Origin of the sequence: Variovorax sp. 160MFSha2.1 (assembly GCF_048305075.1) — a bacterium.
Classification (GTDB): domain Bacteria; phylum Pseudomonadota; class Gammaproteobacteria; order Burkholderiales; family Burkholderiaceae_C; genus Variovorax; species Variovorax guangxiensis.
Genome location: NZ_CP157625.1, coordinates 74,984 through 99,012, shown reverse-complemented (window position 1 = coordinate 99,012; position 24,029 = coordinate 74,984). Strand labels below are relative to the sequence as shown.

Below are 24,029 nucleotides of genomic sequence, written 5' to 3'. Positions count from 1 at the left end.
TCAGGCCACGTGGGCAGCAATGTAGGCCTTCACCTGCTCAACCTCGGCCGGAAGCACCGTGACGCGGCGCGGCAGCTCCTCGATAGCTTCGAACTTGGCCGGTCGATCCGGGGCGCGTCCCAGCGCCTCCGCGACCATGGCCGCAAATTTGATCGGCAGCGCGGTCTCCAGCACGACCATGAGCGTCCCCTTGCGCACATGCTCACGCGCCACCTTGACGCCGTCGGCCGTGTGCGGATCAACCATCGCGCCGAAGCGATGAAAAGTATCGCGGATGGTCGAGACACGGTCTGCATGCGTACTCTTGCCCGACACGAAGCCGAACTTGGGATCAACCGCGAGTTCGAAGCGACCCTGGCTCGCCAGCTGTTCGCCAAACAGGCGCTTCACCTTCGCCGCGTCGCGCCCCACCAGGTCGAACACGAAGCGCTCGAAGTTGCTGGCCTTACTGATGTCCATCGACGGGCTGGAAGTCTCGTGCGTGTCAACGGCGCCGCGCACGCGGTACACGCCGGTGCGGAAGAACTCGTCGAGGACGTCGTTCTCGTTGGTGGCGACCACCAGCGTGTGGATCGGCAGGCCCATCATGCGCGCCACGTGGCCCGCGCAGACGTTGCCGAAGTTGCCCGAGGGCACGGTGAAGCTCACCGGCTTGTCGTTGGCCGCCGTGGCCTGGAAGTAGCCCGCGAAGTAGTAGACGACCTGCGCCAGCAGCCGCGCCCAGTTGATCGAGTTGACCGTGCCGATGCGGTACTTGCGCTTGAAGGCCAGGTCGTTAGACACGGCCTTGACGATGTCCTGGCAGTCGTCGAACACGCCGGTGATGGCGATGTTGTGGATGTTCGCGTCCTGCAGGCTGAACATCTGCGCCTGCTGGAACGGGCTCATGCGGCCGTCGGGCGAGGTCATGAAGACGCGCACGCCCTTCTTGCCGCGCATGGCGTACTCGGCCGCGCTGCCGGTGTCGCCGCTGGTGGCGCCCAGGATGTTGAGCTCGGCGCCGCGGCGGGCCAGTTCGTACTCGAACAGGTTGCCCAGCAGCTGCATCGCCATGTCCTTGAAGGCCAGCGTGGGGCCGTTGGACAGGGCTTCGAGGTACACGCCGTCTTCCAGCTCGCGCAGCGGCACGATCTCGTCGGTGCCGAACACTTCGGCCGTGTAAGTCTTCGCGCAGATCGCCTTCAGGTCGGCCGGCGGAATGTCGTCGATGTAGAGCGAGAGGATCTCGAAGGCCAGCTCGGCGTACGGCAGCTTGCGCCATTGGGCGAGCGTGACGGTGTCGACCTGCGGGTATTGCTCGGGCAGGTAGAGGCCGCCATCGGGCGCGAGGCCTTCGAGCAGGATTTCGCAGAAGCGCTTGCGTTCGGGATCGCCCCGGGTGGATAGGTAGAGCATCATTTCTGGGAAGGAGTGGACGTGTCCTGCAGCGCCAGCTGCGCAACGGTCACAAACCAGCGCACACCGAAGGCCAACACGTCGTCGTTGAAGTCGTAGGAGGGGTGGTGCAAGGGCGCAGGGCTCGTGCCCGCGCCTTGGCCAAGCCAGAGATAGGCACCCGGCCGTTGCTGCAGCATGAACGCGAAGTCTTCCGAGGTGAAGGCGGGTGCTCCAGCCGTCTGCGCTTCCAGGCCGGCGCGGCGTGCCGCTTCGAGCGCGAGCTGCGCGTGCGCCGGGCTATTGATGGTGGCCGGGTAGTAGCGCGTGTACTCCACGTCGATAGTGGTGCCGCTCGCGCGCGCAATACCTGCGGCCATGTCGTGCAGGGCCTGCTCGAGCATGTCCTGCACCGCCCCGTTGAAGCTCCGCACCGTGCCTGTCAGCTCCACCGCTGCCGGCAGAACGTTGTGCGACTGGCCGCCACTGATGCGGGTGACCGAGAGCACCGCGTTCTCGGTGGGCGGCACACGCCGTGACACGATGGTGTGTAGCTGGGCCACCAGCGTGCTGGCGGCCAGCACCACATCAGGTGTGTGGTGCGGCTGCGCCGCATGCCCGCCACGTCCACGCACCACGATATCGAAACGATCCGCTGCGGCCATGATGGGGCCGGACCGCGTCGCCGCCACGCCCAGCGGGAGGTCCGGCCAGTTGTGCACGGCGAACACGGCTTCGCAGGGGAAGCGCTCGAACAGACCTTCTAGCACCATCTCGCGCGCACCGCCTCGTCCTTCTTCGGCCGGCTGGAAGATGAAGGCGACGCAGCCCTCGAATGCTTCATCGCGAGCGAGTTGCCGGGCTGCGCCGAGCAGCATCGCTGTGTGGCCGTCGTGCCCGCACCCGTGGTGACGGCCGGGGAAGCGACTGACATGCGGCCGCTCACCTTGCTCCACAAGGGGCAGAGCGTCCATGTCTGCACGCAGGCCGACCATCCGTGGCGAGCCTCCTCGGCGCAGAACGCCGACCACGCCCGTTCCACCGATGCCCTCATACACCTCCAGCCCCGCCTCACGCAGCGCCGCTGCGACGATGCCAGAGGTTCGGCGCTCTTCGAACGCCAGCTCGGGATGAGCGTGCAGATCGCGTCGCAGCGCAATCAGATCGGGCAGAAGATCGTCAATGGTTGCACTCACGTCTCAATACCCCCTGTCGCGGCTCACAAGACCGACCAACGGCTCGCCTGCTTGATGGCGCCGTATGTTCTCCAGTACGAGATCAACCGCTGTTTCCGGCTGGGTCATGCTGGCGATATGCGGCGTCAACAGAATGCGCGGATGTGACCAGAACCGGTGGTTCGCAGGCAGCGGCTCGGGTGCCGTGACATCGACCACGGCGGAAGAAATCCACCCGCTGTCGAGCGCGTCCAGCAAGGCTTGGTGGTCGAGCTGTGCGCCGCGCCCCACATGCACCAGAGATGCACCACAGGGCAAAGCATTGAGCAGCTTCGCATCGAGAATGTTGCGCGTCTCGCTCGTCAGCGGCAGCAAGCAGACCAGGACGTCCGTGGCAGCCAGCATCCCCAATAGCTCGCCCTCACCCACGTAGCAAGTCACGCCTTCGAACTCATGACGCGTCCGGCTCCAGCCCGCAAGCTGGAATCCAAAACTTCGAAGCTGCGTGAGGACCGCCCGACCCAACACTCCCATGCCAAGAACGCTCACCCGTCGCTTGGCGGCAGGATGGACGCGGTGCGCGGCCCATTTTCCTTGCCGCTGCTGCTCGATGTAGGCTGGCAGGTCCCGGTGCAAAGCCAGCACCGCCATGGTGGCGTACTCCACCATGCCCGCCACCACGCCAGGCTCGGCGAGGCGCATCACAGGCAGGGCCGGCGGCACCTTGCTCAGGTCGAACTGGTCCACGCCGGCACCCGTGGAGAATACCAGTTCCACGTTGGGGAACTGCCGCTCGAAGCCTTCTGGCAGCGTCCACGCTGCGAGATAGCGCACGCGTTCGGGCGGGCCGATGTCGGGCCAGATGTGAAACGGAATCTCGGGCGCCTTGGCGGCGAACAGGCGTGCCCATTCCGCCCCGCGCACGGGGTCGGCCTTGTAGACGAAGACCATGGCTACTTGTTGTAGACCACCCAGATCTTGCGGGTCGTTTCGATGCAATGCCAGATGCCCGTGAATTCGGGTCTCATGACGAAGGAATCTCCCGCGCGCACCCGCACGGGCTCCTTTCCGTCCTCTGTCACTTCCGACAGGCCCGAGAGGATGTAGCAGAACTCCCAGGTGCCACCCTTGATGGATCGGTAGGTGCCAGGCGTGGTTTCCCAGACGCCAGCGCGGACCTTTTCGTCGTTGGAACGGTCGACGTCCCAGTTCTTGAACTTGGCAGTGCCTGCGAGGACGCGTTCCGGCAAGGGTCCGCCCTCGCGGGCCGTACCCAGATCGTCGAACTTGAAGAAGGTGAGATTGTTCATGAAGATGGTTTCCTTACTTATCGAAGCTGCTCAGATAGCGCCGACCTTGACCTTCGAGCCGTCGCCAAAGCGCGAGTAGCGGAAAGGCGTGGGATCCACAGGAGGCGCGTCGCCCGTGACCATGCTCGCTGCCAGTTGCCCCGCCCCGGGGCCCAGACCGAAGCCATGGCCGCTGAAGCCGGCGGCGAGCACGAAGCCCTTGATGCGGTCCACAGGCGAGATGACGGGCACCGCATCCGGCGTGCTGTCGATGTACGCCCCCCAGGCCTGGGACGCCGTGATCCCAGGCAGCGCCGGGTAGAGCCGCTTGAAGCTGTCCAAGAGGTAGTTGATCGCCTTTGGGTCCGGCGCTGGGTCCAGCACACGGATTTGCTCGAACGGCGATTTCTCGTCGAACTCCCAGCGGTTGAGTGCCTCGGGTCCACGGAAGAAGGAACTCCCTACGCCGATCTCCACCGCTTTGAGCCGCTTGACGAACATCGGCATGAACTCACGCGCGTACCGCAGGCCCTGGGGGGTGAGCTCCAGCGTCCCTTTTCCGCTGATGGCGACGATGTAGCCGCCATCGGGGCGGCGCGTCAGCGTGCACTCCGGGGTCGCCAGCGCTGGTGCAAGACCTTCAATGGGCGGTGTGCGCAGCACGGACGCACGGACACTAGCCTGCGGGAAGGAGATGCCGTGCCGGCGGCAGAACCCAGACGCCCAGGCGCCCCCGGCGCACACGACGGCGCCCGTCCTGACCAAGCCTTTCTCGGTGAACACGCCACTGACCGCACCGTTGGAAATGTCAAGCCCGCGGGCCGCGCAGTCCTGATGGATCTTGGCACCGAAAGCACGGGCTCCTTCTGCGATGCCAGGTGCCGCTAGCGCCGGATCCGCGGTGCCATCGTCCATGGAGTGCACGCCGCCCAGCCACCTGCGGGCGTTGCTGCCTCGCATCACGTTTCCGGCCTCTTTGGCGTCGAGCATGCGTGTGCGCACACCAAAAGGACGTCCATGCTGCGCTCCCCAGGCTTCCCAGGTGGCGAGTTGCTTCGGGTCGTCACTCGCGTAGTACAGGCCGCAGCGCTGGAAGCCAAGGTCACGCCCGATGTCGCGCGCCATCTCATCCCACAAACGCATCGAGAGACCCGAAAGCGGCAGCTCGCGTGCATCGCGGTTTTGCTGGCGGCACCAACCCCAGTTGCGGCTGGACTGCTCACCGCCGATATAGCCTTTTTCCAGGATGACCACAGAAAGGCCACGCTGGGCCAGGAAGTACGCCGTAGAGACACCGACGATGCCACCGCCGATGATCACTGCATCGGCTTGCTCGGGCAACTTGTCGTCGCTGCGAACGCGAAGGATAGAAGGCGACATGGATTGGCGTCAGATGTCGTCGCGGATGCACGCGGTCGCGTGGTGCCGCTCAACAAACCTGAGTTCAGGAACGGCGTTCGCGCAAGCAGGCTGGGCATGCGGGCATCGCGTGCGAAAGGCGCAACCCGAGGGCGGCGCCAGCGGACTGGGGATGTCGCCCTTGAGCAGCTGGCGTGGGCGCCGCTGCTGCGGGTCGATGTTCGGAACCGCCGCCATCAAGGCGCGCGTGTAGGGATGCCGAGGATCGTTCAGCAACGATTCGGCGTCGCCGATTTCCACCAGCCGGCCTAAATACATCACCGCGATGCGATCGGAAATGTGGCCCACGACAGCGAGGTCGTGGCTGATGAACAGCATCGTAAGACCCAAGCGCTGCTTCAGCTCCAGCAGCAGGTTGATCACCTGCGCCTGCACCGAAACGTCGAGCGCGGACACCGGCTCGTCAGCCACCAGCAGCTGCGGCTCGGTCATCAGCGCGCGAGCGATGCCGATGCGCTGTCGCTGGCCGCCCGAGAACTCGTGCGGATAGCGGGTCCGATGTGCGGGATTGAGTCCCACTGTCTTCAGTATGGCGTCGATCCTGTCGCGGCGCTCCTGCACGGTGAGCTCCGGCATGTGGATCTGCAGCGGCGCCGACAGCAACTCCTCCACCGTGTGCTTCGGATTCAGCGACGAGTACGGATCCTGAAAGACCATCTGCATCGCGCGCCGCAGGGGCCGCATCTGGCGGCGCGTGAGGCCCACCAGAGGCTTGCCGTCGAATCGCACCTGACCTGCCGTTGGCGCATCGAGGTTCAGGATCGCGCGGCCGATGGTGCTCTTGCCGGAACCGCTTTCGCCCACCAGGCTCAACACCTCGCCCCGGCGGATGTCAAAGTTCACGCCGTCGACGGCCTTCACGGTCTGAGCTGGCTTGCCCAGCCAGCCCCCGCCGATCGAGTACCACTTGCGCATGCCTTCGACCTGCAATAGGGCGGCAGCTGTATGTTCTTGCTGCATCACACGGCTCCTTGAATTTCAGGCCAACGCACGCACCGCACCAGGTGGCCAGGCCCGACGCCATCGAGGTCCGGCACTGCGACATCGCAGCGTCCCGGCTCGAAATGGCTGCAGCGCGGCCCGAAAGTGCAGCCCGGCGGGTGAGACGTGGGGTCGGGGACGTTGCCCGGGATCGCGAACAGCGGGGTCTTGCGGGCGCGATTAGAGTGCAGCCGTGGAACAGACTGGATCAGTCCGCGACTGTAGGGGTGGCGCGGCTGTGCGAACAGCGACACCACGTCCGTCGTTTCCACGATGCGTCCCGCGTACATCACCATCACCCGGTCTGCGATCTCGGCAACCGTCCCGAGGTTGTGCGTGATGTAGATCATGGCCATGCCGTTGTCGGACTGCAGCTTCTGCAGCAGCTCCAGGATCTGCGCCTGGATGGTCACGTCCAGCGCTGTGGTAGGTTCGTCGGCGATCAGCAGGGACGGTTCGCATGCGATCGCCATGGCGATCATCACGCGCTGGCGCATGCCGCCGGACAGTTCGTGCGGGTAGTTCGCGAGCCGCCGCTTGGGATCAGAGATGCCGACCTCGTTCAGGAGTTCAGCGGCGCGCTCCGTGGCGGCACGGCCTTTCATCCCCAGGTGAAGGTGCAGGCTCTCGCAGATCTGCGCCCCGACGGTGTGCACCGGGTTGAGCGAGGTCATCGGCTCCTGAAAAATCACCGAGGCGGCGCCCCCGCGCACCTGCCGCATCACACGCTCGGGCGTACCCACGAGTTCGTAGGTTTTGCCATCGCGCGCCGCCAGACGGGCAGAACCGCTGATGGTGCAGTGCGGCGCAGGTGGGGTGAGGCCGAGCAGGCCCAGGCAGGTCACGCTCTTGCCCGAACTGGTTTCTCCCACCAACGCCAGGTTCTCGCCCCGGCGCAAAGTAAAGCTCACATCGCGCACGGCCCGCACGGGTCCGCCAGATGCGCGGAACGTCACGTTCAGGTCACGCACTTCCAGGATGTTGTCCACTTCCGCGCTTTCGGCAGCGGGCACGAAGTGCAATGGCTCGAGATGGTCCATGGCAAGCATCCTTAACGATCCAGTTTGGTGTCCAGCGCATCGCGCAGGCCGTCACCAATGAAGTTGAAGCTGGTCACCGTAAGCGTGATGGCGACCCCCGGTACGATGGCCAGCCACGGCGCATTCGTCAGATAGCTTTGCGCGTTCTCGAGCATGTTTCCCCAGCTCGGCGTCGGGGGGTGGATGCCGAAGCCGAGAAAGCTGATGTAGGACTCCGCCAAAATCGCGTTGGCGATGTTCAGCGTTGCGGCAACGACGATGGGTCCCACTGCGTTCGGCAGGAGTTCGCGGAACATGATCCTCACGTCGCTGGCGCCAAGCGACTCTGCCGCAACCGCGAAGTCGCGTGAACGCAGAGAGCGGACCTGTCCCTCGACCACGCGCGCCACCTCCATCCAACTGGCCGCAGCGATAAGTACCACAATGGAAATGACCGAGGGCTCTATCAGCGCCGCGACCGCCAGCAGCAGGAAGATCGTCGGAAAGCACAACATGGAATCCACGAAGCGCATCAGTACGGTGCCAATTGCGCCGCGATAGAAACCCGCCACCAGTCCCACCAGTACGCCGATCACCATGGACAGCAACGTGGCGGCGAAGCCCACCGACAAGGAGATGCGCCCCGCGTACATCAGGCGCGCCAGGATGTCGCGGCCGAGGGGATCCGTGCCGAGGATATGGACGCCCGCGAAGGGAGCAACCAGGCGGTTCCGGATGTCGGTGTCCGTAGAATTGAACTGCGTCAGATAAGGTCCGACGAAGCTCAGCAACGTCATGACTCCGATCACCACCAGTCCCAGCGTGGCAAGACGGTGCCGCATGAAGCGGCGAATCGCAGGATGCCGTTCGCTGAAGGACCGACGAACGAGCGAGAGGGATGTTGAATGTACGGCGCTCATTGGACACCAACCTTGATGCGGGGATCCGCAACGGAATAGAGCAGGTCAGCCAGCAGACTGCCCAGCAGCACCATGCATGCAGTGAACATGAGCATGCCCATCACCACCGGATAGTCCCGGTTGCCCACACTGTCCAGGAACAACCTCCCCATGCCGGGCCAGGTGAAAACGGTTTCGGTCACGAGAGCGCCGCTCAGCAGCGTGGAAACATGCAAGCCGGTGATGGTGATCATGGGCAACAAGGCGTTGCGGAGGGCGTGGTGAATGAGAATGCGCACCGGAGCGACGCCCTTGGAGCGGGCCGTGCGGATGTAATCCTGATTGATCACATCCAGCATCGAGGAACGCATGTATCGGCTCCACACTGCCGTCGACACCAATGCCAGCACGATGCAGGGCAACATCAGGTGCTGCATGCGATCGAGCACAGAACCATCGCCGATGGTTTCCCGTCCGCCGGCCGGCAGCCATCCCAGGTTCACGGAGAAGACGTAGATCACCGCCAACCCGAACCAAAAGGTGGGAATCGATAGGGCCACCATGGCGCCGATGGTGGCGAGGTGGTCGAAGAATGAATACCGCCTTACGGCACCGAGGATGCCGATCATTCCACCGATAAGCATCGCCAACAGCGTGGAAGAGATCATCAGCTCGAGCGTGGGGCCGACGTGCATGCCGATCTTCGTCAAGACCGGCAGGTCGTCACGATACGACCGGCCCCAGTCGCCTCTTAGCAGATTGCCGGCCCAGTCAAGGTACTGGAGAGGCAGCGGCCGGTTCAGGCCGTACTGGGCCATGAGCCGTTCGATGTCCTCCGGCCCCAGGGTACCGGTGGCCAGGAACTGCGACAGAGGCCCACCGGGCGCCAGGTGAAGGATCGCGAAAGCGATCATCGAAACCAGCCACAGCAGCAGCAGTGCCTGCAGCAAGCGGCTCAGGAGATATCGGCTCATGACGCGACACTCGCTTTCAGGCAGTCCAGCGCCAGCTGGCTGCGTTCCAGGCATTGGACAGCGCGTTCACGTTGCCTGCATACCCGTCCAGCCCCGCCTTCGTGCCTTCAACCTCCACGAGGTTGAACAACGGCAGGAAAGGCAGGTCGTCCATGATCAGTTCCTGGACCTTGGCGTAGATCTCCTTGCGCTTGGCCAGGTTGTATTCCTGACGGCCTCGGGCAAGCAGCGTGTCCACCCCAGCGTTCTTGTAGAGACTCACGTTCGAGCCCGACTTGGTTTCCTTCGGAATGGCTCCCGAACCGAAGCGATGGGTGACATCCGGATCCGAGGCGATGGTGTAGGTCGGCGCCGTCATCAGGCTGTCGAACTCGGAGTTCCGCCAGAAGTCGGCCCACAGCACCGCCGCCACCATGTTCTTGATCAGCATCTCGACGCCGATCTTCTTGAAGTCGTCAGCGATGAGTTGCTGCGTCTGCTCGCGCAGCTGGTTGCCCGTGACGGTGGAATTCGTGAAAGACAGGCGCACGCCATTCTTCACACGGATGCCATCGGCACCCTTCACCCAGCCGAGTTGGTCAAGCATCGCGGCGGCCTTCTTGGGGTCGTACTCGAACTTGGGCAGACTGGCGTTGTAGGCCCAGTGTCCGGGGACCAGGAAGCTGTTGGCGGGCTTTGGCAGGCCGTAGTAGACGATGTCGCAGATCGACTGGCGGTCGATGGCCATGTTCAGTGCCTTCCGCACGGCCTTGTCCGCCAGCGCGGGGTGGGCCAGATTGAGCGTCAGGTTCTCAACCGCGGAGCGCGCCGCAGGATAGACACGGCGACCGCGCAGCGCCGAGGCTTCCTTGTAGAAATTGGCCGGTATGCCCGCCAGACCGACGAAGTCGATCTCTCCCGTCTTGAACTGCGTGTACATCGCGTTCAGGTCCGGCACGTACTTGAAGATCAACCGATTCACGACGGGCACCGTCCCGAAGTAGCCGGGATTCGCCTCGAGCATCACGTAGTCGCCAGTCTTGCGGCTCACGAAGCGATAGGGGCCGGTGCCCACAGGTGCGGCCGCGAACTTCGGAGAGTTGGGATCGGGGTCCTGCGACAGGACGTGCGACGGGACGATGAAGGTCCAGCTCAGCGTGGAGGTGAGCGGCGCATAGGGCTCCTTCAGTTTCCACGTGATCACATGAGTGCCCTCCACGGCAACGCTCGCGATCATGTCGAAGGCCGTTCGGTTACGGGCGCGGAAGGCCGGGTTCTTCATCAGGCCGATCGAATAGCGCACGTCCTCCGCCGTCAACGGTTTGCCGTCATGCCACTTCACGTCGTTGCGCAGTTCCACGCGCCAGCTCAGGCCGTCGGCCGAAATGCCGCCGTTCTCCAAGGTCGGAACCGACTTGGCCAACACGGGCACGAAGTTGCCTCGAGCGTCGATCAGCCATAGAGGGCTGAACAGGTTCCACCAGACGCCCTGATCCACTTCGTTGGACGTCATCAGCGGATGCAGGACGGTGACTTCCTGCGAGAACCCAAGAATGGCTTGGCCCGTCGGCTTCGCAGCCGGCGCCGCAGCGCGTGCACTCACAGCCAATCCCAGCGACCCGGCCGCAAAGGCCGCCGCACCGGCGAACATGGCGTCGCGCCGTGTCAGATTGCCCAGGCCAGGGTGGCCGATGGAGCTTGAATTATTTTTGTGGTCAGTCATGGTTGTCTCCTGTGCTGGTTTGCGGGGTGGTTACACGGTGGCGAGACTCGCCTGCGGCGCGCCGATGGTTTCGCCGAAACGGCGGACGCTGTAGGGGGTCAGGTCGATGCTGGTGGTACCGCGGGCGATGAGTTCTGCCATCACGTCCCCGACGCCGGGCCCGGTCTGGAAGCCGTGGCCGCAGAAGCCGAAGGCGTAATACAGGCCGCTCACGCTGTGGCTGGGTCCCATGACCGGCAGGTCGTCCGGGAAATAGCTTTCCACGCCGCTCCAGGTGCGAAGTACGTGAAGGTTGGCGAGCGCCGGAGCGATGCGCCGCAGATGCGGCAGCTGCAGCAAAGTGTTGCCGGGCCTGGGCTGCGCGCGGCGTTCGTCAAGATAGGCGTCGTTGCGCACGCTGCCGCCGAACACGATGTTGCCCCGCTTGACTTGGCGGAAGTACATGTCGTCAGCCGGGTTGGAACTCTTGACGCCGACCACCGGCAAGATCCCGTAGGGCACGGGTTCGGTCACGCCCATCGTGGGACCGCGTTGCACCAGCGGCACCGGTTCTCCGAAGCATGTACTGAATTTGCCGGCCCAGGCTCCTGCGCAGAGCAGCGCCACAGGCGCAGTGACGCGGGTTCCATCCTTGACCGCGACATGAAAGTCAAGTGCGCCCTTCTGCAGGTCCAGAACCTCGCAGTTTTCCAGCACGGTGGCGCCCGCCTTGCGCGCCGCGCGACCGAACGCCGGTGCCGCCAGGCGGGGGTTGGCATGGCCATCGTTCGGAGACAGCGATCCGCCGATCACGTCTGGCCCAAGGAAAGGAAACCGCTTGTGAACTTCGGCGTGACCGAGGATCTGCAAATCGAGGCCCCAAAGCCGCGCATCAGCGGCATACTTTTCGATGGCGGCCATGCCGTCCACGTCGTACACCACGCGCACGTGACCGGTGACAGTGAACTCGGCGTCATGGCCGATCAACTCCGGCAACCGTCCCCAGAGTTCGCGCGAACGGTGCGCCAAGGGCAGCTGCGGCAGATACCGCCCCTGCCGGCGCACGTTGCCAAAGTTCACACCGCTGGCCTGCTGGCCGACCAGGCCGCGCTCCAGCAATACGACCGAGAGGCCTCGCCGGCGCAGGAAGAAGGCGCCAGCCGCACCGACGATGCCACCGCCGATGATCACGACGTCAGCGGCGAAATGCCTGCTGTTCATTCCGCACCTCCGACTGTCAGCGCCGACACGGACAGCGGCTTCACCGGGCCTTGGCCGCGGATGCGCCCAACCTGCTCTAAAGGAATTCCGGCGGCATGCGCCACGATCTCCGCTGCCGCGTGGCCGCAGTATCGGCTCTGACAACGCCCCATCCCCACGCGGCACAAGGCTTTGGCGCGGTTGATCTCGCAGGCCCCGAGTTCGCTGACCGCTGTGCGCAACTCGCCCGCCGTGACGACTTCGCAGCGACAGACGACGGTGCTGTCCGGCAATGCGGCCGCCGCGCGGTGCGGCCAGGGAAACGCCTGCAGCAGGCCCAGCCGGAAGCGCTCCATCTTGTCGAGGGCTGCGCGCAGTTGCACCACTTCCGCACGATCAGAGCGCTCAATGCCGAGGTCTGCGAGGCAGGTCAGCGCCGCCAGACGGCCCGCGGCTTCGGCACCATCCGCACCGGAGAGACGCACGCCGTCTCCCGCGAGGTACATGCCCTTGACGCTGCTGCGGCCGTCCTGGTCGATGCGAGGCAGCCATTGGCGCGACGCGGCATCGAACCGGAACTCGCATCTGGCGATGTCCGCAAGCTGGGCTTCGGAGCGCAGGTGATAGCCCAGCGCCACGGCGTCGCATTCGAATGCATGTTCGCGTCCACGTCCGTCGCGTACGCGCACGCCAGTCACGCCGCGTCGAGGCGAACCGCCGATCTCGACGGGCGTGACGCCGGTCATCACGTGCACGCCCGCCCTCCGCAGCGAGGCCACGAGCTTCAAGCCGTTGAGCAGCGCGCCGGGCCGCGCGGCAAGCCTAGGCAGCGCTCGCAGGCGCAGTACCGAAGCCGATGTGTCCAGCACTGCCTCCACCTGCGCGCCCGCGGCCACATACTGAGAGGCGACGAGATACAGGAGCGGTCCAGTGCCCATGAACACCACGCGCCGGCCAATCGCGCAGGCCTGCGACTTGAGCGAAATCTGCGCGGCACCCAGGCTATAGCAGCCCGCCAAGTCCCAACCCGGCACCGGCATCAGCCTGTCCGTGGCGCCGCTGCAGACGATCAACGCATCGAAGGGCAGGACTTCGGCTTCACCATTGCGAACGACATGCAACGCATGGGGCTCGAGGTGCCAGGCCAACGTCTCGGCGCGCCATTCGATCCGGTCTCGCAGTTGATCGAAGCTGCGATGCAAGGCTTGCGCCTTGTCGGCTTCCGTTCCGTACAGCTTGGCGTAGGGGCGCGTGAACCCATCCGGTTGCCGGCGGTAGATCTGCCCGCCGTCACGGCGCCCCTCGTCCACGACGACCGGCCGGACTCCGCGCTCGACCAGCGCTTGCGCCGCGCGGACCCCCGCAGGGCCGGCGCCGACGATGGCTATGCGAGCCTGGCCCATTCGACCTCCTGTGCGGAAGTGAGGATGCGCATGCCGTCACGGGCAGGCGTACTGCAGGAGCGGAGGCGTTGCCCCTGCTCGTCCCGCACCCAGCAATCCTGGCACGCGCCCATCAAACAGAAGCCGGAGCGCACGCCGTCTGAAAACTCGGAATGGCGCAAGTGACCCCTGCTGGACAGCAGCGCCACGAGCAGTGTGTCGCCCTCGAGAGCATGTGCGGGCCGGCCATCGATCCAAATCTGAATTGCACGTCTCTCGGTTTCGCCAAGTCGCACGAAGCGGCGTTCTGGCGGGTTCTTGCTGTCCATTCGTTGCCTCGTTGCACCACATGAAGATTGGCTGTCTTCAGTCAGTATCGAAGGGGCACTGCATGCGGTCAAATACAAGTTTCAGGTCACTTGATGCACTTCGGATATGTACTGTCGGGTGTCACATGGCACTGTCGCTTCCATTCGCTGTGGGAGTTCATCGCAGGGGTGTCTGCTCCCGGTCGACCGTCACGAAAGCGCAAAAGCGGACCTCGCGGATGCAACTACTCGAACCCGACCCTTGCCGTCACACAGGGAACCCCTTCAGCGGCGACTCAGGAGCATGGACTGGAAGCCGGGCCGGACGTTGGGCGACCTGGACTTGATCGTTGTAGCGACCTGTTCGCCGCGCCCATTCTGCAACTTCGCCCTGGACCGGCGGCAGGGCCTTGACCATGCAGTGCGGTCATCGAGAGACTCCTTCAAAGTGCTGGAGCCCCTCGGGGTCGACACGCGATTTCATGCACCCAGATAGAAGTTCTCTCGAACTTCATACACTACCGACATGAACCTCCGCCAGATCGAATGCTTCCGCGCCGTCATGCACACAGGCTCAATGACGCTTGCCGCCACGCAGTTGCACACCTCGCAACCCAACGTGAGCAGGGCCATCGCGCTGCTGCAGCGCGAAACGCAGATGAAGCTGTTCGAGCGCGTCGGACTGCGGGTTCTTCCCACGCCCGAAGCGCACGCATTGCTCAAGGAAGTGGACCGCGTCTACGTGGGTTTGGAGTCCATCGGCGCAGCAGCAGAGCGCATCCGCACGCTGGGTGTGGATGGCCTCAGGATCGCCGTGACGCCGGCCTTGGCCATCAACCCTGTGCCGCGCATCCTGCAGGTATTTCGCGGCATGCGACCGCATGTGCCCATCGTGGTCACCACAGCGGATTCCGCAACCATCTGCAAAGGTGTGTCGTCGCGCTACTATGACCTGGGCCTGGCGCCCTACGTCGCGCTGCCGCAGGAAGTCGACAGCGAGCTCGTTCTTTCGCAGCGTGCCGTCTGCATCGTGCCGAAGGGGCACCGGCTGGCGCGCCGCCGCAAGGTCAATCCGGGGGACTTGGCTGGGGAGTCTTTCATCTCGGCTTCGCCCCCGGACGTGGCACGTGCGGAGATCGACAAGGCATTCGTTCCCGAGGTCCGCAAGCTCGAGATCGAGACGACGCTGGCCACCACGATGTGTGCCATGGTGGCCCGCGGGTTGGGCGTCAGCATCGTGAATCCGGCAGTTCTCACCGATCTCGGTCTCGCAGGCGTGCATGCGCTGGAGTTCGAACCAGCCATCCACTTCGATTGCTACCTGATACGGGCCCATCAGCAGCCGGAGCAAGCGCTGGTTGCCGACTTCGTCGAGGCGCTGCGGATCGTGGTGCGCGGCAGCGAGAACGCCGCGCGCAAGAGGGTCAGCCGATCGCCTGGGTAAACACAACCCAGCCGCCGCGCGCCGGTCCCCGCTCGAAGACACGGCCGCGGACCATGACGGTGCCGCCGCCGACGCACGGCAGCCCTTGCGTCTGCAGCCACTGCGACAAGCCACCATCGGCGTGTACGTCGACACGCAGAAACCCGTCGACGTGCCGACAGCAGTCCGATATCAGCAGGCTCGCGGCTTCGAGGTCCGGAGCGGCCACGGGGCCGATCGCCTGACCGCGACCGTAACGCCGCAAAACTGCGAAACCTGCGGTCTGGCCGCCTCGTTCCAGGACCACGGTCCTGTCTTCCGCAAACGCGCGCCGAAGTAGTTCGGTGCGGAGCATGCCTGTGGCCCGAGCGTCGAGGGCAATGAGAGATTCGATGTCATCTTCCTCGAGTGGCCGCAGGTGATCGCCCTCCCGCCGGTGCGGCTGCGGTGAACGCTCGAGCATGCCCTGGTGTTGGCAAACCTCGCCCATAGCGACGAAACCCAGCCGCTCATAAAGGCCGCGTCCTGCTTGCGTCGCGTGCAGCAGCACATGGCGCGCACCCAAGCGGTCGAGCAGGGCCTGCATCATGCGGTTGCCAATGCGCTGACCCTGCAGTTCGGGAGCGACGATCACGAGTCCGATGGTGGCGTAGTCCGCGCCCCACTGCCATGACAGCGCTGTGCCCAGCACCTTCCCATCGCGTTCGGCGACCACACCTTCACCCAGGGACAGCGCGAACTGCCAGTCCTCGGGCCGGTGCGGCCACTTCAGATCGCTGGACAAGACGTGCGCCAATCGCACGTCGCCGGGTCTGAATGGGCGTAGGTTGATGGTGCTGATGCCTTGCTTCATACCTCTAGTCCTTTCCTGGGAGCCTGAAGTATGCGGTTGGAGGACTCAGATCATTCATATCAAACTAGCATGAACACGGGCAATATTGGAATTTGACTGCATGAACTGCCGTTTCGATACTGCGCCGTCATGACACGAACGGACTCTTTAATCGTCGAACGCCTCGACGGCCGGTTGGACCGGGTTTTCATCGGAGGCGAGTGGGTCAGGCCCCATGGGCAGGCGCGTTCCATCGTGATCGACCCATCCACGGAAGAACCCCTGACGGACATGGTGCTGGGCGATGCACGGGACGTGGCCGATGCGGTCGCGGCCGCGCGGCGCGCCTTCCCCACGTGGTCGGTCCGTCCGGTCCACGAACGGGCTGCGTTGCTGGACCGCATTCACAGCCTCATCTTGGAGCGCGCCGAGACATTCGCGCAAGCGATCTCGCTGGAGATGGGTGCCGCCATCGCCTTCGCACGCAGCACGCAGGTCCCCGTCGCGGCAGAGCACATTCGCGTCGCCCGGGACAACGCGACGAGCTACCCCTTCCTCTCGCAGCGCGGTGACTTGGCCATCCAGCGCGAGGCCATCGGCGTGTGCGGCCTGATCACGCCCTGGAACTGGCCGCTCTATCAGATCACCGCGAAGGTGGGCCCCGCGCTGGCCGCGGGATGCACGGTCGTGCTCAAGCCCAGCGAGCTGTCGCCGCTGAGCGCCCTGCTCTTCGCCGAGTTGATGCACGACGCAGGCGTACCTCCTGGGGTGTTCAACCTGGTCAACGGCACGGGGCCCGAAGTCGGCGCAGCGTTGTCGGCGCATCCGGACGTGGACATGATCTCCATCACAGGCTCGACCCGCGCGGGGGTGCTGGTTGCTCAGGCGGCGGCGCCGACCGTCAAACGCGTTGCACAGGAGCTCGGAGGCAAATCGCCTAACGTGTTCTTGCCGGATGCGGACTTGGCGCGGGCCGTTCCCCTTGGCGTTGCAGCCGGCATGCGCAACGTCGGCCAGTCGTGCAGCGCTCCCACACGCATGATCGTCCCCCGCGAGCGGCTCCAGGAAGTCGAACGGCTCGCGGCGGAAACGGCGGCGAGTTTCGTGGTGGGCGATCCACGCTCCGCGCAGACCACGCATGGCCCGGTGGCCAATCGCGCCCAATTCAACCGGGTGCAGGAAATGATTGCGACGGGCATCGCCGAAGGCGCGCGGCTCGTCTGCGGAGGGGCCGGCCGCCCGGACGATCTGCGCCGCGGCTTTTACTGCCGGCCCACAGTGTTCTCCTCGGTCGGTGCCCCGATGCAGATCGCGCAGGAAGAGATATTCGGGCCAGTGCTTGTCGTGCTCCCTTACGACAGCGTCGACGAGGCCGTGGAAATCGCGAACTGCACCGTCTACGGCCTCGGCGCTCACGTGCAGGGCAAGGACATCGTGGCGGCACGCGCCGTGGCCCAGCGCATTCGTTCCGGCCAAGTGCACATCAACCATCCGGCCTGGAGCCCCCATGCGCCGTTCGGTGGCTACAAGCACTCCGGCAACGGACGCGAGTACGGCATCGAAGGCCTGGAGGAGTACCTCGAAACCAAGGCCATTCTCGGCTTTCACTAAAAACAGCGCACAACGCGCAGGAGCAATCAATGACCGTAGCCCTCGTGCTGCATCGCGCCAACGGCGCACCCGTTTCCACGTCGTTCCGACGGGCCGCCTTCGGCAAGGACGATCCCTTCACGCGCCATCGCGAGATCGCCTGGGAAGGACCCGACGCCATGGCCGTCGGTCGCACCAGCTTCATCGGCGAACTCGACATCGCCAGCTTTCCCCACGTCGAGACGCTCGTTGTCGTCGAGGGCGAACTGACGCTCACAGCAGCAGGTGCGGCGCCGCTGGTGCTCGGTCCCCACACGGGCGCGGTCATCGGATGCGGCACCTCGCTGCGCATCCACGCCAGTTCGCGGGTGCAGATGTCCTTCTGCGCGGCAGCCTGCGACAAACCGACGCGCAGCGGCATCGCGCGGCTACGCGCCGATGCCGATTTCAAACCGTCGCGATCGCTGCCGCCGGAGGCGCTGTTCGGCCCGGCACCGGAATGCCGCAGCGACAACGTCTTTACCGAGGATGCTGCCCGATTCACGTCGGGCACCTGGGATTCCACGCCCTACCACCGCATCGTGCGACCGCACCGCTCCAACGAGTTCATGCACCTGGTGGCCGGCAGCGTGCGATTCGCGGCGCCGGACGGCAGCGCGCTGTCCCTCGCCACCGGCGACACATTCTTCGTCCCCCTGGGCGCATCCATCGGCTGGGAAAGCCACGAGCACGTGGCGAAGTTCTACGCCACCCAGACCCCTCAGGCCTGACCATCGTGCCGGCTTGACCATGTCCCCTCCCCTCCAATACATCGAGACGCCACAAACGCCGCCGCCCTCGGCGGACGCCGTCGTCATCGGCGGCGGCATCGTCGGCGCGTTCGCGGCCTACTACCTGGCACAGCGCGGCCTTTTGGTGACCCTGATTGAGAAAGGCCGTGTCGGCGCTGAGCAATCCAGCCGCAACTGGGGCTGGTGCCGCCAGCAGAACCGCGACGCACGCGAACTGCCGATGGCCAGCAAGAGCCTCGACCTCTGGGAGCGATTCGCCGCCGAGACCGGCGAGGACACCGGCTTTCGCCGCTGCGGCCTGCTCTACCTCAGCAACGACGAGGCGGAACTCGCGCATTGGGCGAGCTGGCGTGATTTCGCGAAAGGCGAGGGAGTCACCTCCATCATGCTCAATGGCCGGCAGGCCGCCCAGCGCGGACAAGCGACGGGACGCGAGTGGAAGGGCGGCGTCTTCTCTCCCAGCGATGGCACGGCCGATCCGGCCAAGGCGGCCCCGGCCGTCGCCCGTGCGTTCATGAAGCTGGGCGGCAAGCTGATCCAGCAGTGTGCCGCGCGCGGCGTCGAGCTGGAGGGCGGGCGCGTCAGCGCCGTGGTGACCGAAGCCGGAGTCATCCAAACCCGGATGGTGGTGATGGCCGGCGGGGCCTGGGCATCATCGTTCTGCCGCCAGCTCGGCATCCGGTTTCCGCAGGCTTCGGTGCGGCAGACCATCCTCAGCGTGTCGCCGGTGGATGTCCCCTTGCCCGATGCTCTCTTCACCAAAGACGTCTCGGTCACCCGGCGGACCGACGGACGCTATGCGCTGGCCATCAGCGGCCGCGCGCGGGTGGATGTGACGCCGCAGTTCATGCGGTTTGCCACCCATTTCGTGCCAATGTTCGCCAAGCGCTGGCGCAGCATGATCCCCGGCGGCCTCGAGGGCATCCGCGGCGGGCACGAGACACTCAAGCGGTGGCGCCTGGACGCACCCACCCCCATGGAGCGCGTGCGCATCCTCGACCCCAAACCCGACCTGCCCACCGTCAAGAAGACGCATCGCCGTGCGGTCGAACTGCTGCCGCAACTTCGGCCGGCCCAGGTCACGCACACGTGGGCAGGCTTCGTCGACTGCACGCCGGACGGCGTTCCGGCCATCGGCGAGGTAGCGTCCGTACCGGGGTTCATCCTAGCCGCGGGTTTTTCCGGGCACGGCTTCGGCATCGGCCCAGGGGCGGGCCACCTGATCGCGGACTTGGCCACGGGCGCCGCGCCAATCGTTGATCCCCGTCCCTATCACCCCAGCCGGTTTGGCGACTCGTCCTGGGGCAAGGTCGCCGACTTCTAGACGACGCACCACCACTGACATGATATGAAAACACTGAACCACATCCATGGCCAATGGCAGCCTGCCACGAACGGCCGCGTGTTTGACGTGCGCAACCCGGCCGACGAGAGCTTGATCGCGCAGGTGCCCGACAGCGGCGTGGAGGACGCATCGCGCGCGGTCGATGCCGCCGTGGCTGCACTCGCGAGGTGGAAGTCGACGACTGCGCAGGAGCGTGCCCAAGTGCTGAAGCGCTGGCACGCACTCATCGTGCAGAATACAGAAGCCATTGCAGCCTTGATCTCGCGCGAGCAAGGCAAGCCGCTAGCCGAAGGCCGCGGTGAAGTCGCCTACAGCGCCGGTTACGTCGAGTGGTACGCCGAGGAAGCCGTGCGCGCCAATGGCGAGATGATCCCGGCCCCGGTGGCGAGCAAACGCTTCTTCGTCCTGAAGGAAGCAGTCGGCGTAGTGGCCGTGGTGACGCCCTGGAACTTCCCGGCCGCGATGATCGCCCGAAAGATCGCTCCCGCGCTGGCAGCCGGCTGCACGGTGGTGGCCAAACCGGCCGAGGACACGCCGCTCACGTCGCTGCTGCTGGTGGAGTTGGCCGAGCAAGCCGGTGTGCCACCCGGCGTGCTGAACATCGTGACCGCCTCGCGCGAGCGTACGCCCGAGGTGGTGGGCGTGTGGCTGGCCGACGGCCGGGTACGAAAGATCAGCTTCACCGGCAGCACGCAGGTGGGCAAGCTGCTGGCGCGCGAATCGGCGGGCACTCTGAAGAAGCTGTCGCTGGAACTGGGCGGGAATGCACCCTTCATCGTGTTCGACGATGCCGATGTGGATGCTGCAGTCGAGGGCCTGATGGCAGCGAAGTTCCGCAACGGCGGCCAGACCTGCGTGAGCCCCAACCGCGTATACGTCCATCAGGCCGTGCACGACCGCTTTGTGGACAAGCTCGCGACCCGCGTAGGCGCGCTGCGCGTCGGTCCCGCCACCTCGCCAGACGCCGAGATCGGCCCGATGATCAATGGCCGCGCCGTCGAGAAGATCGAGCGGCATGTGAAAGATGCCGTGGCCAAGGGCGCAAGGGCGGTGGTCGGCGGCCACCGCGTGCGCAGCGAGATTGCGCAAGGACCGAACTACTACGCGCCCACCGTGCTGGTCAATGCCACACGTGAGATGGAGCTCTCGTGCGAAGAGACGTTCGGCCCGGTGGTGCCGGTGTTCCGTTTCGACAGCGAAGCCGAAGTGATTGCCCTGGCCAACGACACGCCGTTCGGCCTGGCAGGCTACTTTTACTCCCAGGACGTGCGCCGCATCTGGCGCGTAGCGTCCGCGCTGGAAACAGGCATTGTGGGCATCAACGAAGGGGCGATCTCGGCGCCGAGCGCGCCGTTCGGAGGCGTCAAGGAATCGGGCTACGGACGCGAAGGCTCCCATTGGGGCTTGGAAGACTACATGCACACCAAGTACCTGTGCCAAGGCAACCTGTGAACGTAGCAAGCTGAAATGGAACACCCCCGGACTGATATGACAGCAACCACATTGAAGGACTTGCCGACGCCCTGCCTGGTGCTCGACGCGGACCGCATGGAGTGCAACATCGCCCGCTTGCGCCAGCGGCTGGATGGAATGGGAGTGGCGCTGCGCCCACACCTGAAAACGGCCAAGTCGGTGGAGGTCGCGCGGCGCGTGATGAGCTCGTCGGCCGGCCCGGCCACCGTGTCGACCCTCAAGGAAGCGGAGCAATTCGTGGCCACCGGCGTGCGGGACATCATCTACGCGGTGGGCATCGTGCCCACTAAGCTTCCACAGGTGCTGGCGCTGCGCGCCAAGGGTGCCGATGTGGCCGTCGTGCTCGATACGGTGGAGCAGGCGCAAGCGGTGGCGCGGGCCTCGCGCGAGACGGGAGCGCGCATACCCGCCCTCATCGAGATCGACTGCGATGGCCATCGCTCGGGTGTGCGTCCCAACGATAGGCAACGCCTGATCGACATCGGCCGCGCCCTGGCGGATGGCGCGGAACTGCGCGGCGTGCTGACCCATGCGGGCGGCAGTTATGCCGCGCGAGGCGCGGCACTGCAGCAGTGCGCGGAAGACGAGCGGCGCAGCGTGGTCGATGCAGCTGCGATCCTGCACGAGGCGGGCCTGGCCTGCCCCGTGCGCAGCGTGGGCTCGACACCGACCGCGCACAACGCGGCGGATCTCACCGGCGTCACGGAGGTGCGGGCTGGCGTGTTCGTGTTCTTCGACCTGGTCATGGCGGGCGTGGGTGTCTGCAGCGTCGACGACATCGCCCTCTCGGTACTGGCGACCGTCATCGGCCACCAGCGCGAAAAGGGCTGGATTCTCACGGACGCCGGTTGGATGGCCATGTCGCAGGACCGGGGCACGCGCAAGCAGGAGATCGACCGGGGCTACGGCATCGTCTGCGACATCGCCGGCCAGCCGCATGCAGACTTGATCGTGGCCGATGCCAACCAGGAACACGGGATCATCACGGTGCGGCCCGGATCGGGCGGCGTGCTGCCCAACCTTGCCATCGGCGACCGCGTTCGTGTCCTGCCGAATCACGCCTGCGCCACAGCTGCGCAGCATGGGCACTATCACGTGGTACGGGGCAGTTCCAGCAGGGTGGAAGCACAGTGGCCGCGGTTTGGCGGCTGGCAATAGCGGCGGCGGGCGAGCATGACATCCCATCCTTCCGAAGCGACCCTCCTCCTGCTGGACAAGGGCGCAGTTGAACAGCTGCTCACGCCCGCCGAGGCCACGCAGGCGGTGCGTGAGGCTTTCGTGCTGCACGGGCGGCACGAAGGGCGCGTCTTTCCGCTGGTGCGCGAGAAGCTCTCCACCGGCGGCGTGTTCGGTATCAAATCCGGCGATGTGCCCTCGCAGGGCTTGCTCGGCTTCAAAGCTGCTGGTTTCTGGCCGCATAACCGCGAGCTGGGCGGCGAGCCGCACCAGGCGACCATTCTGCTGTTCGATCCGGCCACGGGCCGGCCTCGGTGCGTGATCGACGGCAATGCCATCACCACGGTACGTACCGGCGCAGCGGGTGGACTGGGGCTGGAACAACTCGCCCGCCAGGACAGCACGCGCCTCACGGTTTTCGGCACCGGGGTGCAGGCGCGCTCGCAACTGCGCTTCGCCTTGCGCGTACTGCCCCGCATTGCCACTGTTTGGTATGTGTCCGTCGACCGGAAGGCCGACCCCGCCTTCGAGGCCCTGTTCGCGGACCAGTGCGACATGCACTGCGCTCAAGATGCCGACCGTGCCGTGGCTGAGAGCGATGTCGTCATCACTGCAACGCCGGGCGGAGGGCCGCTTTTCGACGCCAGCGCGGTGCGCCCAGGCACTCACCTGAACTGCGTAGGCGCCGATACTGCGGGCAAGCGCGAACTGCCGCCGGGCGTTCTGGAGCGCGCACGGCTGGTGGTCGATGACCGCGAGCAGGCATTGCATCTGGGCGAGATGCAGTGGGCGCGTGAAACCGCCTGCGTCGAGCTTGGCTCCCTGCTCCTGGGCGAAACGCCGTTGTCGCGCGCGGCCAGCGACATCACGGTGTTCGACATGACGGGCCTGGCGCTACAGGATCTGACGGTGGCGCGCCTCATCTACGAGCGAGCGTGCGCTCAGGCGCTGGGGCACCGGATCGTCTGGCCTTGGTGAATGCATGCGCGGCAGCTCGGGACTGCCGCGCATGCTGCGTCACGCCGTCACGCCGTGACGCCTTCCAGCTTCAGGATGTTCTCGATCTGCTGGGGAACAGGTTCGCGCAGGAAGTCTCCGTCGAAGACGGCGCTGCCCACGGTGAAGCCCCACACGCCGCAGCGACGCATGGCCTGCACGCGTTCATTGCCGTCGATGCTGCCCGCCGCCAGGACCGGGACCTTGACCGATTGAACGACTCGCGTAGCCAGCTGCTCCACATCGCCGGCAAAGCGGTAGGCCAGCAGGTCCAATCCATGCACGCCCGGCAGCGAAGCCAGGCGCTTGGCATCCTCCACGATCTCGTCAATCGTTCCTACCAACCGCGTGGGATGGCCTTCGGTACGGCCCGTGAAGGGGAAGTACTGGATGTCGGTGCCCTTAAGGATGCGAACCGCTTCTTCCGCATTGCGGCCGCCCAGCAGGTAGTCCACGCCGATCTCCCGGGCTGCCTCCACGGAACGCATTTCCGCTTCTCGGCTGGTGCTCACAACTTCCAGCATCACCTTCTTGCCGTCCCGCTTCATGGCGGTGGCAAGGGACACCAGTTCCGCCACGGGCAGGCCGATGTCCTTGAATCCGATATAGCGAAGCGGAGTGTGTGCCAAGTCTGCGTAAATCTTGGCGGCGTCCGGGACCGTGCGGTCCTCCTTTGTGAGCATGAAGACGAAGTGGGACATG

Annotated in this window: 22 protein-coding genes; 7 read left to right on the top strand and 15 right to left on the bottom strand. The window is 65.4% G+C overall.

Translation table 11 applies throughout. The features are described 5' to 3' along the window. From thrC to ABL838_RS31805, 13 genes are read right to left on the bottom strand one after another with little or no spacing between them, the layout of a single operon-like run. The gene (thrC, locus tag ABL838_RS31865) at positions 1-1,395 is read right to left on the bottom strand and encodes a threonine synthase (protein WP_418126533.1); all 1,395 of its coding nucleotides are present in this window, start codon (positions 1,393-1,395) and stop codon (positions 1-3) included. After that, positions 1,395-2,570, bottom strand: a complete 1,176-nt coding sequence (locus tag ABL838_RS31860) for a M20 aminoacylase family protein (protein ID WP_418126227.1) — start codon at positions 2,568-2,570, stop codon at positions 1,395-1,397. The genes thrC and ABL838_RS31860 overlap by 1 nt, the downstream gene beginning before the upstream one ends. A 3-nt stretch (positions 2,571-2,573) precedes the next feature. Beyond that, positions 2,574-3,500 carry a 2-hydroxyacid dehydrogenase gene (locus ABL838_RS31855; RefSeq protein WP_418126226.1) on the bottom strand — a complete coding sequence of 309 codons (927 nt, stop codon included), beginning with the start codon at positions 3,498-3,500 and terminating at the stop codon, positions 2,574-2,576. A 2-nt stretch (positions 3,501-3,502) separates the two neighbouring features. Next, positions 3,503-3,859, bottom strand: a complete 357-nt coding sequence (locus ABL838_RS31850) for a cupin domain-containing protein (protein WP_418126225.1) — start codon at positions 3,857-3,859, stop codon at positions 3,503-3,505. Positions 3,860-3,889: 30 nt separating this feature from the next. Continuing rightward, complete coding sequence (locus tag ABL838_RS31845) at positions 3,890-5,218, bottom strand: NAD(P)/FAD-dependent oxidoreductase (protein ID WP_418126224.1); 1,329 nt, start codon at positions 5,216-5,218, stop codon at positions 3,890-3,892. A gap of 9 nt (positions 5,219-5,227) precedes the next feature. Next, positions 5,228-6,217 carry an ABC transporter ATP-binding protein gene (locus tag ABL838_RS31840; RefSeq protein ID WP_418126223.1) on the bottom strand — a complete coding sequence of 330 codons (990 nt, stop codon included), beginning with the start codon at positions 6,215-6,217 and terminating at the stop codon, positions 5,228-5,230. Then, positions 6,217-7,278: an ABC transporter ATP-binding protein gene (locus ABL838_RS31835; protein WP_418126222.1), complete on the bottom strand. Its 1,062-nt coding sequence runs from the start codon at positions 7,276-7,278 to the stop codon at positions 6,217-6,219. Before ABL838_RS31835 ends, ABL838_RS31840 begins: the two co-directional genes overlap by 1 nt. A gap of 11 nt (positions 7,279-7,289) precedes the next feature. Next, complete coding sequence (locus ABL838_RS31830; RefSeq protein ID WP_418126221.1) at positions 7,290-8,177, bottom strand: ABC transporter permease; 888 nt, start codon at positions 8,175-8,177, stop codon at positions 7,290-7,292. Beyond that, complete coding sequence (locus tag ABL838_RS31825) at positions 8,174-9,130, bottom strand: ABC transporter permease (protein WP_418126220.1); 957 nt, start codon at positions 9,128-9,130, stop codon at positions 8,174-8,176. Before ABL838_RS31825 ends, ABL838_RS31830 begins: the two co-directional genes overlap by 4 nt. Positions 9,131-9,146: 16 nt before the next feature. After that, positions 9,147-10,832 carry a peptide ABC transporter substrate-binding protein gene (locus tag ABL838_RS31820; RefSeq protein WP_418126219.1) on the bottom strand — a complete coding sequence of 562 codons (1,686 nt, stop codon included), beginning with the start codon at positions 10,830-10,832 and terminating at the stop codon, positions 9,147-9,149. A gap of 30 nt (positions 10,833-10,862) precedes the next feature. Next, entirely contained in the window at positions 10,863-12,032 is a 1,170-nt protein-coding gene (locus ABL838_RS31815; RefSeq protein WP_418126218.1) for an NAD(P)/FAD-dependent oxidoreductase, read from the bottom strand. Beyond that, positions 12,029-13,414 carry an FAD-dependent oxidoreductase gene (locus ABL838_RS31810; protein ID WP_418126217.1) on the bottom strand — a complete coding sequence of 462 codons (1,386 nt, stop codon included), beginning with the start codon at positions 13,412-13,414 and terminating at the stop codon, positions 12,029-12,031. The genes ABL838_RS31815 and ABL838_RS31810 overlap by 4 nt, the downstream gene beginning before the upstream one ends. Next, positions 13,396-13,722, bottom strand: a complete 327-nt coding sequence (locus tag ABL838_RS31805; RefSeq protein WP_418126216.1) for a (2Fe-2S)-binding protein — start codon at positions 13,720-13,722, stop codon at positions 13,396-13,398. The genes ABL838_RS31810 and ABL838_RS31805 overlap by 19 nt, the downstream gene beginning before the upstream one ends. Before the next feature lie 505 nt (positions 13,723-14,227). Between ABL838_RS31805 and ABL838_RS31800 the strand changes: the two genes are divergently transcribed. Beyond that, positions 14,228-15,145: a LysR substrate-binding domain-containing protein gene (locus tag ABL838_RS31800; RefSeq protein WP_418126215.1), complete on the top strand. Its 918-nt coding sequence runs from the start codon at positions 14,228-14,230 to the stop codon at positions 15,143-15,145. Here the strand turns inward: ABL838_RS31800 and ABL838_RS31795 are convergent. Further along, on the bottom strand, positions 15,126-15,977 hold the full coding sequence (locus tag ABL838_RS31795) for a GNAT family N-acetyltransferase (RefSeq protein WP_418126214.1): 852 nt from the start codon (positions 15,975-15,977) through the stop codon (positions 15,126-15,128). The two genes, ABL838_RS31800 and ABL838_RS31795, sit on opposite strands and share 20 nt — an antisense overlap. Before the next feature lie 129 nt (positions 15,978-16,106). Here ABL838_RS31795 and ABL838_RS31790 point away from each other — a divergent pair, with 129 nt between their 5' ends. From ABL838_RS31790 to ABL838_RS31765, 6 genes are read left to right on the top strand one after another with little or no spacing between them, the layout of a single operon-like run. After that, positions 16,107-17,567 (top strand): aldehyde dehydrogenase family protein, encoded by a 1,461-nt coding sequence (locus ABL838_RS31790; RefSeq protein ID WP_418126213.1) that lies wholly within the window; start codon positions 16,107-16,109, stop codon positions 17,565-17,567. Positions 17,568-17,596: 29 nt separating this feature from the next. Then, positions 17,597-18,316 (top strand): cupin domain-containing protein, encoded by a 720-nt coding sequence (locus ABL838_RS31785; protein WP_418126212.1) that lies wholly within the window; start codon positions 17,597-17,599, stop codon positions 18,314-18,316. 19 nt (positions 18,317-18,335) lie between these two features. Next, positions 18,336-19,661, top strand: coding sequence for an NAD(P)/FAD-dependent oxidoreductase (locus tag ABL838_RS31780; RefSeq protein WP_418126211.1), 1,326 nt, complete (start codon positions 18,336-18,338; stop codon positions 19,659-19,661). A gap of 24 nt (positions 19,662-19,685) precedes the next feature. After that, complete coding sequence (locus ABL838_RS31775; protein WP_418126210.1) at positions 19,686-21,134, top strand: NAD-dependent succinate-semialdehyde dehydrogenase; 1,449 nt, start codon at positions 19,686-19,688, stop codon at positions 21,132-21,134. A gap of 36 nt (positions 21,135-21,170) precedes the next feature. After that, on the top strand, positions 21,171-22,313 hold the full coding sequence (locus ABL838_RS31770; RefSeq protein ID WP_418126209.1) for a DSD1 family PLP-dependent enzyme: 1,143 nt from the start codon (positions 21,171-21,173) through the stop codon (positions 22,311-22,313). Positions 22,314-22,328: 15 nt separating this feature from the next. Then, positions 22,329-23,309 carry an ornithine cyclodeaminase family protein gene (locus tag ABL838_RS31765; protein ID WP_418126208.1) on the top strand — a complete coding sequence of 327 codons (981 nt, stop codon included), beginning with the start codon at positions 22,329-22,331 and terminating at the stop codon, positions 23,307-23,309. Positions 23,310-23,356: 47 nt separating this feature from the next. On the opposite strand, the gene ABL838_RS31760 is transcribed toward ABL838_RS31765, so the two are convergent. Next, positions 23,357-24,028: a 4-hydroxythreonine-4-phosphate dehydrogenase gene (locus tag ABL838_RS31760; RefSeq protein WP_418126207.1), complete on the bottom strand. Its 672-nt coding sequence runs from the start codon at positions 24,026-24,028 to the stop codon at positions 23,357-23,359. Position 24,029 lies beyond the last annotated feature (1 nt).

What these genes read in the sequence shown, in the direction of transcription:
- ABL838_RS31765 (WP_418126208.1), top strand. Translation starts at nt 22,329, where the DNA reads ATGACATCCCATCCTTCCGAAGCGACCCTCCTCCTGCTGGACAAGGGC.
- ABL838_RS31775 (WP_418126210.1), top strand. Translation starts at nt 19,686, where the DNA reads ATGAAAACACTGAACCACATCCATGGCCAATGGCAGCCTGCCACGAAC.
- ABL838_RS31825 (WP_418126220.1), bottom strand. Translation starts at nt 9,130, where the DNA reads ATGAGCCGATATCTCCTGAGCCGCTTGCTGCAGGCACTGCTGCTGCTG.
- ABL838_RS31855 (WP_418126226.1), bottom strand. Translation starts at nt 3,500, where the DNA reads ATGGTCTTCGTCTACAAGGCCGACCCCGTGCGCGGGGCGGAATGGGCA.
- ABL838_RS31800 (WP_418126215.1), top strand. Translation starts at nt 14,228, where the DNA reads ATGAACCTCCGCCAGATCGAATGCTTCCGCGCCGTCATGCACACAGGC.
- ABL838_RS31810 (WP_418126217.1), bottom strand. Translation starts at nt 13,414, where the DNA reads ATGGGCCAGGCTCGCATAGCCATCGTCGGCGCCGGCCCTGCGGGGGTC.
- ABL838_RS31760 (WP_418126207.1), bottom strand. Translation starts at nt 24,028, where the DNA reads ATGTCCCACTTCGTCTTCATGCTCACAAAGGAGGACCGCACGGTCCCG.
- ABL838_RS31805 (WP_418126216.1), bottom strand. Translation starts at nt 13,722, where the DNA reads ATGGACAGCAAGAACCCGCCAGAACGCCGCTTCGTGCGACTTGGCGAA.
- ABL838_RS31845 (WP_418126224.1), bottom strand. Translation starts at nt 5,218, where the DNA reads ATGTCGCCTTCTATCCTTCGCGTTCGCAGCGACGACAAGTTGCCCGAG.
- ABL838_RS31790 (WP_418126213.1), top strand. Translation starts at nt 16,107, where the DNA reads ATGACACGAACGGACTCTTTAATCGTCGAACGCCTCGACGGCCGGTTG.
- ABL838_RS31820 (WP_418126219.1), bottom strand. Translation starts at nt 10,832, where the DNA reads ATGACTGACCACAAAAATAATTCAAGCTCCATCGGCCACCCTGGCCTG.
- ABL838_RS31780 (WP_418126211.1), top strand. Translation starts at nt 18,336, where the DNA reads ATGTCCCCTCCCCTCCAATACATCGAGACGCCACAAACGCCGCCGCCC.
- ABL838_RS31840 (WP_418126223.1), bottom strand. Translation starts at nt 6,217, where the DNA reads ATGCAGCAAGAACATACAGCTGCCGCCCTATTGCAGGTCGAAGGCATG.
- ABL838_RS31785 (WP_418126212.1), top strand. Translation starts at nt 17,597, where the DNA reads ATGACCGTAGCCCTCGTGCTGCATCGCGCCAACGGCGCACCCGTTTCC.
- thrC (WP_418126533.1), bottom strand. Translation starts at nt 1,395, where the DNA reads ATGCTCTACCTATCCACCCGGGGCGATCCCGAACGCAAGCGCTTCTGC.
- ABL838_RS31815 (WP_418126218.1), bottom strand. Translation starts at nt 12,032, where the DNA reads ATGAACAGCAGGCATTTCGCCGCTGACGTCGTGATCATCGGCGGTGGC.
- ABL838_RS31770 (WP_418126209.1), top strand. Translation starts at nt 21,171, where the DNA reads ATGACAGCAACCACATTGAAGGACTTGCCGACGCCCTGCCTGGTGCTC.
- ABL838_RS31795 (WP_418126214.1), bottom strand. Translation starts at nt 15,977, where the DNA reads ATGAAGCAAGGCATCAGCACCATCAACCTACGCCCATTCAGACCCGGC.
- ABL838_RS31835 (WP_418126222.1), bottom strand. Translation starts at nt 7,278, where the DNA reads ATGGACCATCTCGAGCCATTGCACTTCGTGCCCGCTGCCGAAAGCGCG.
- ABL838_RS31850 (WP_418126225.1), bottom strand. Translation starts at nt 3,859, where the DNA reads ATGAACAATCTCACCTTCTTCAAGTTCGACGATCTGGGTACGGCCCGC.
- ABL838_RS31830 (WP_418126221.1), bottom strand. Translation starts at nt 8,177, where the DNA reads ATGAGCGCCGTACATTCAACATCCCTCTCGCTCGTTCGTCGGTCCTTC.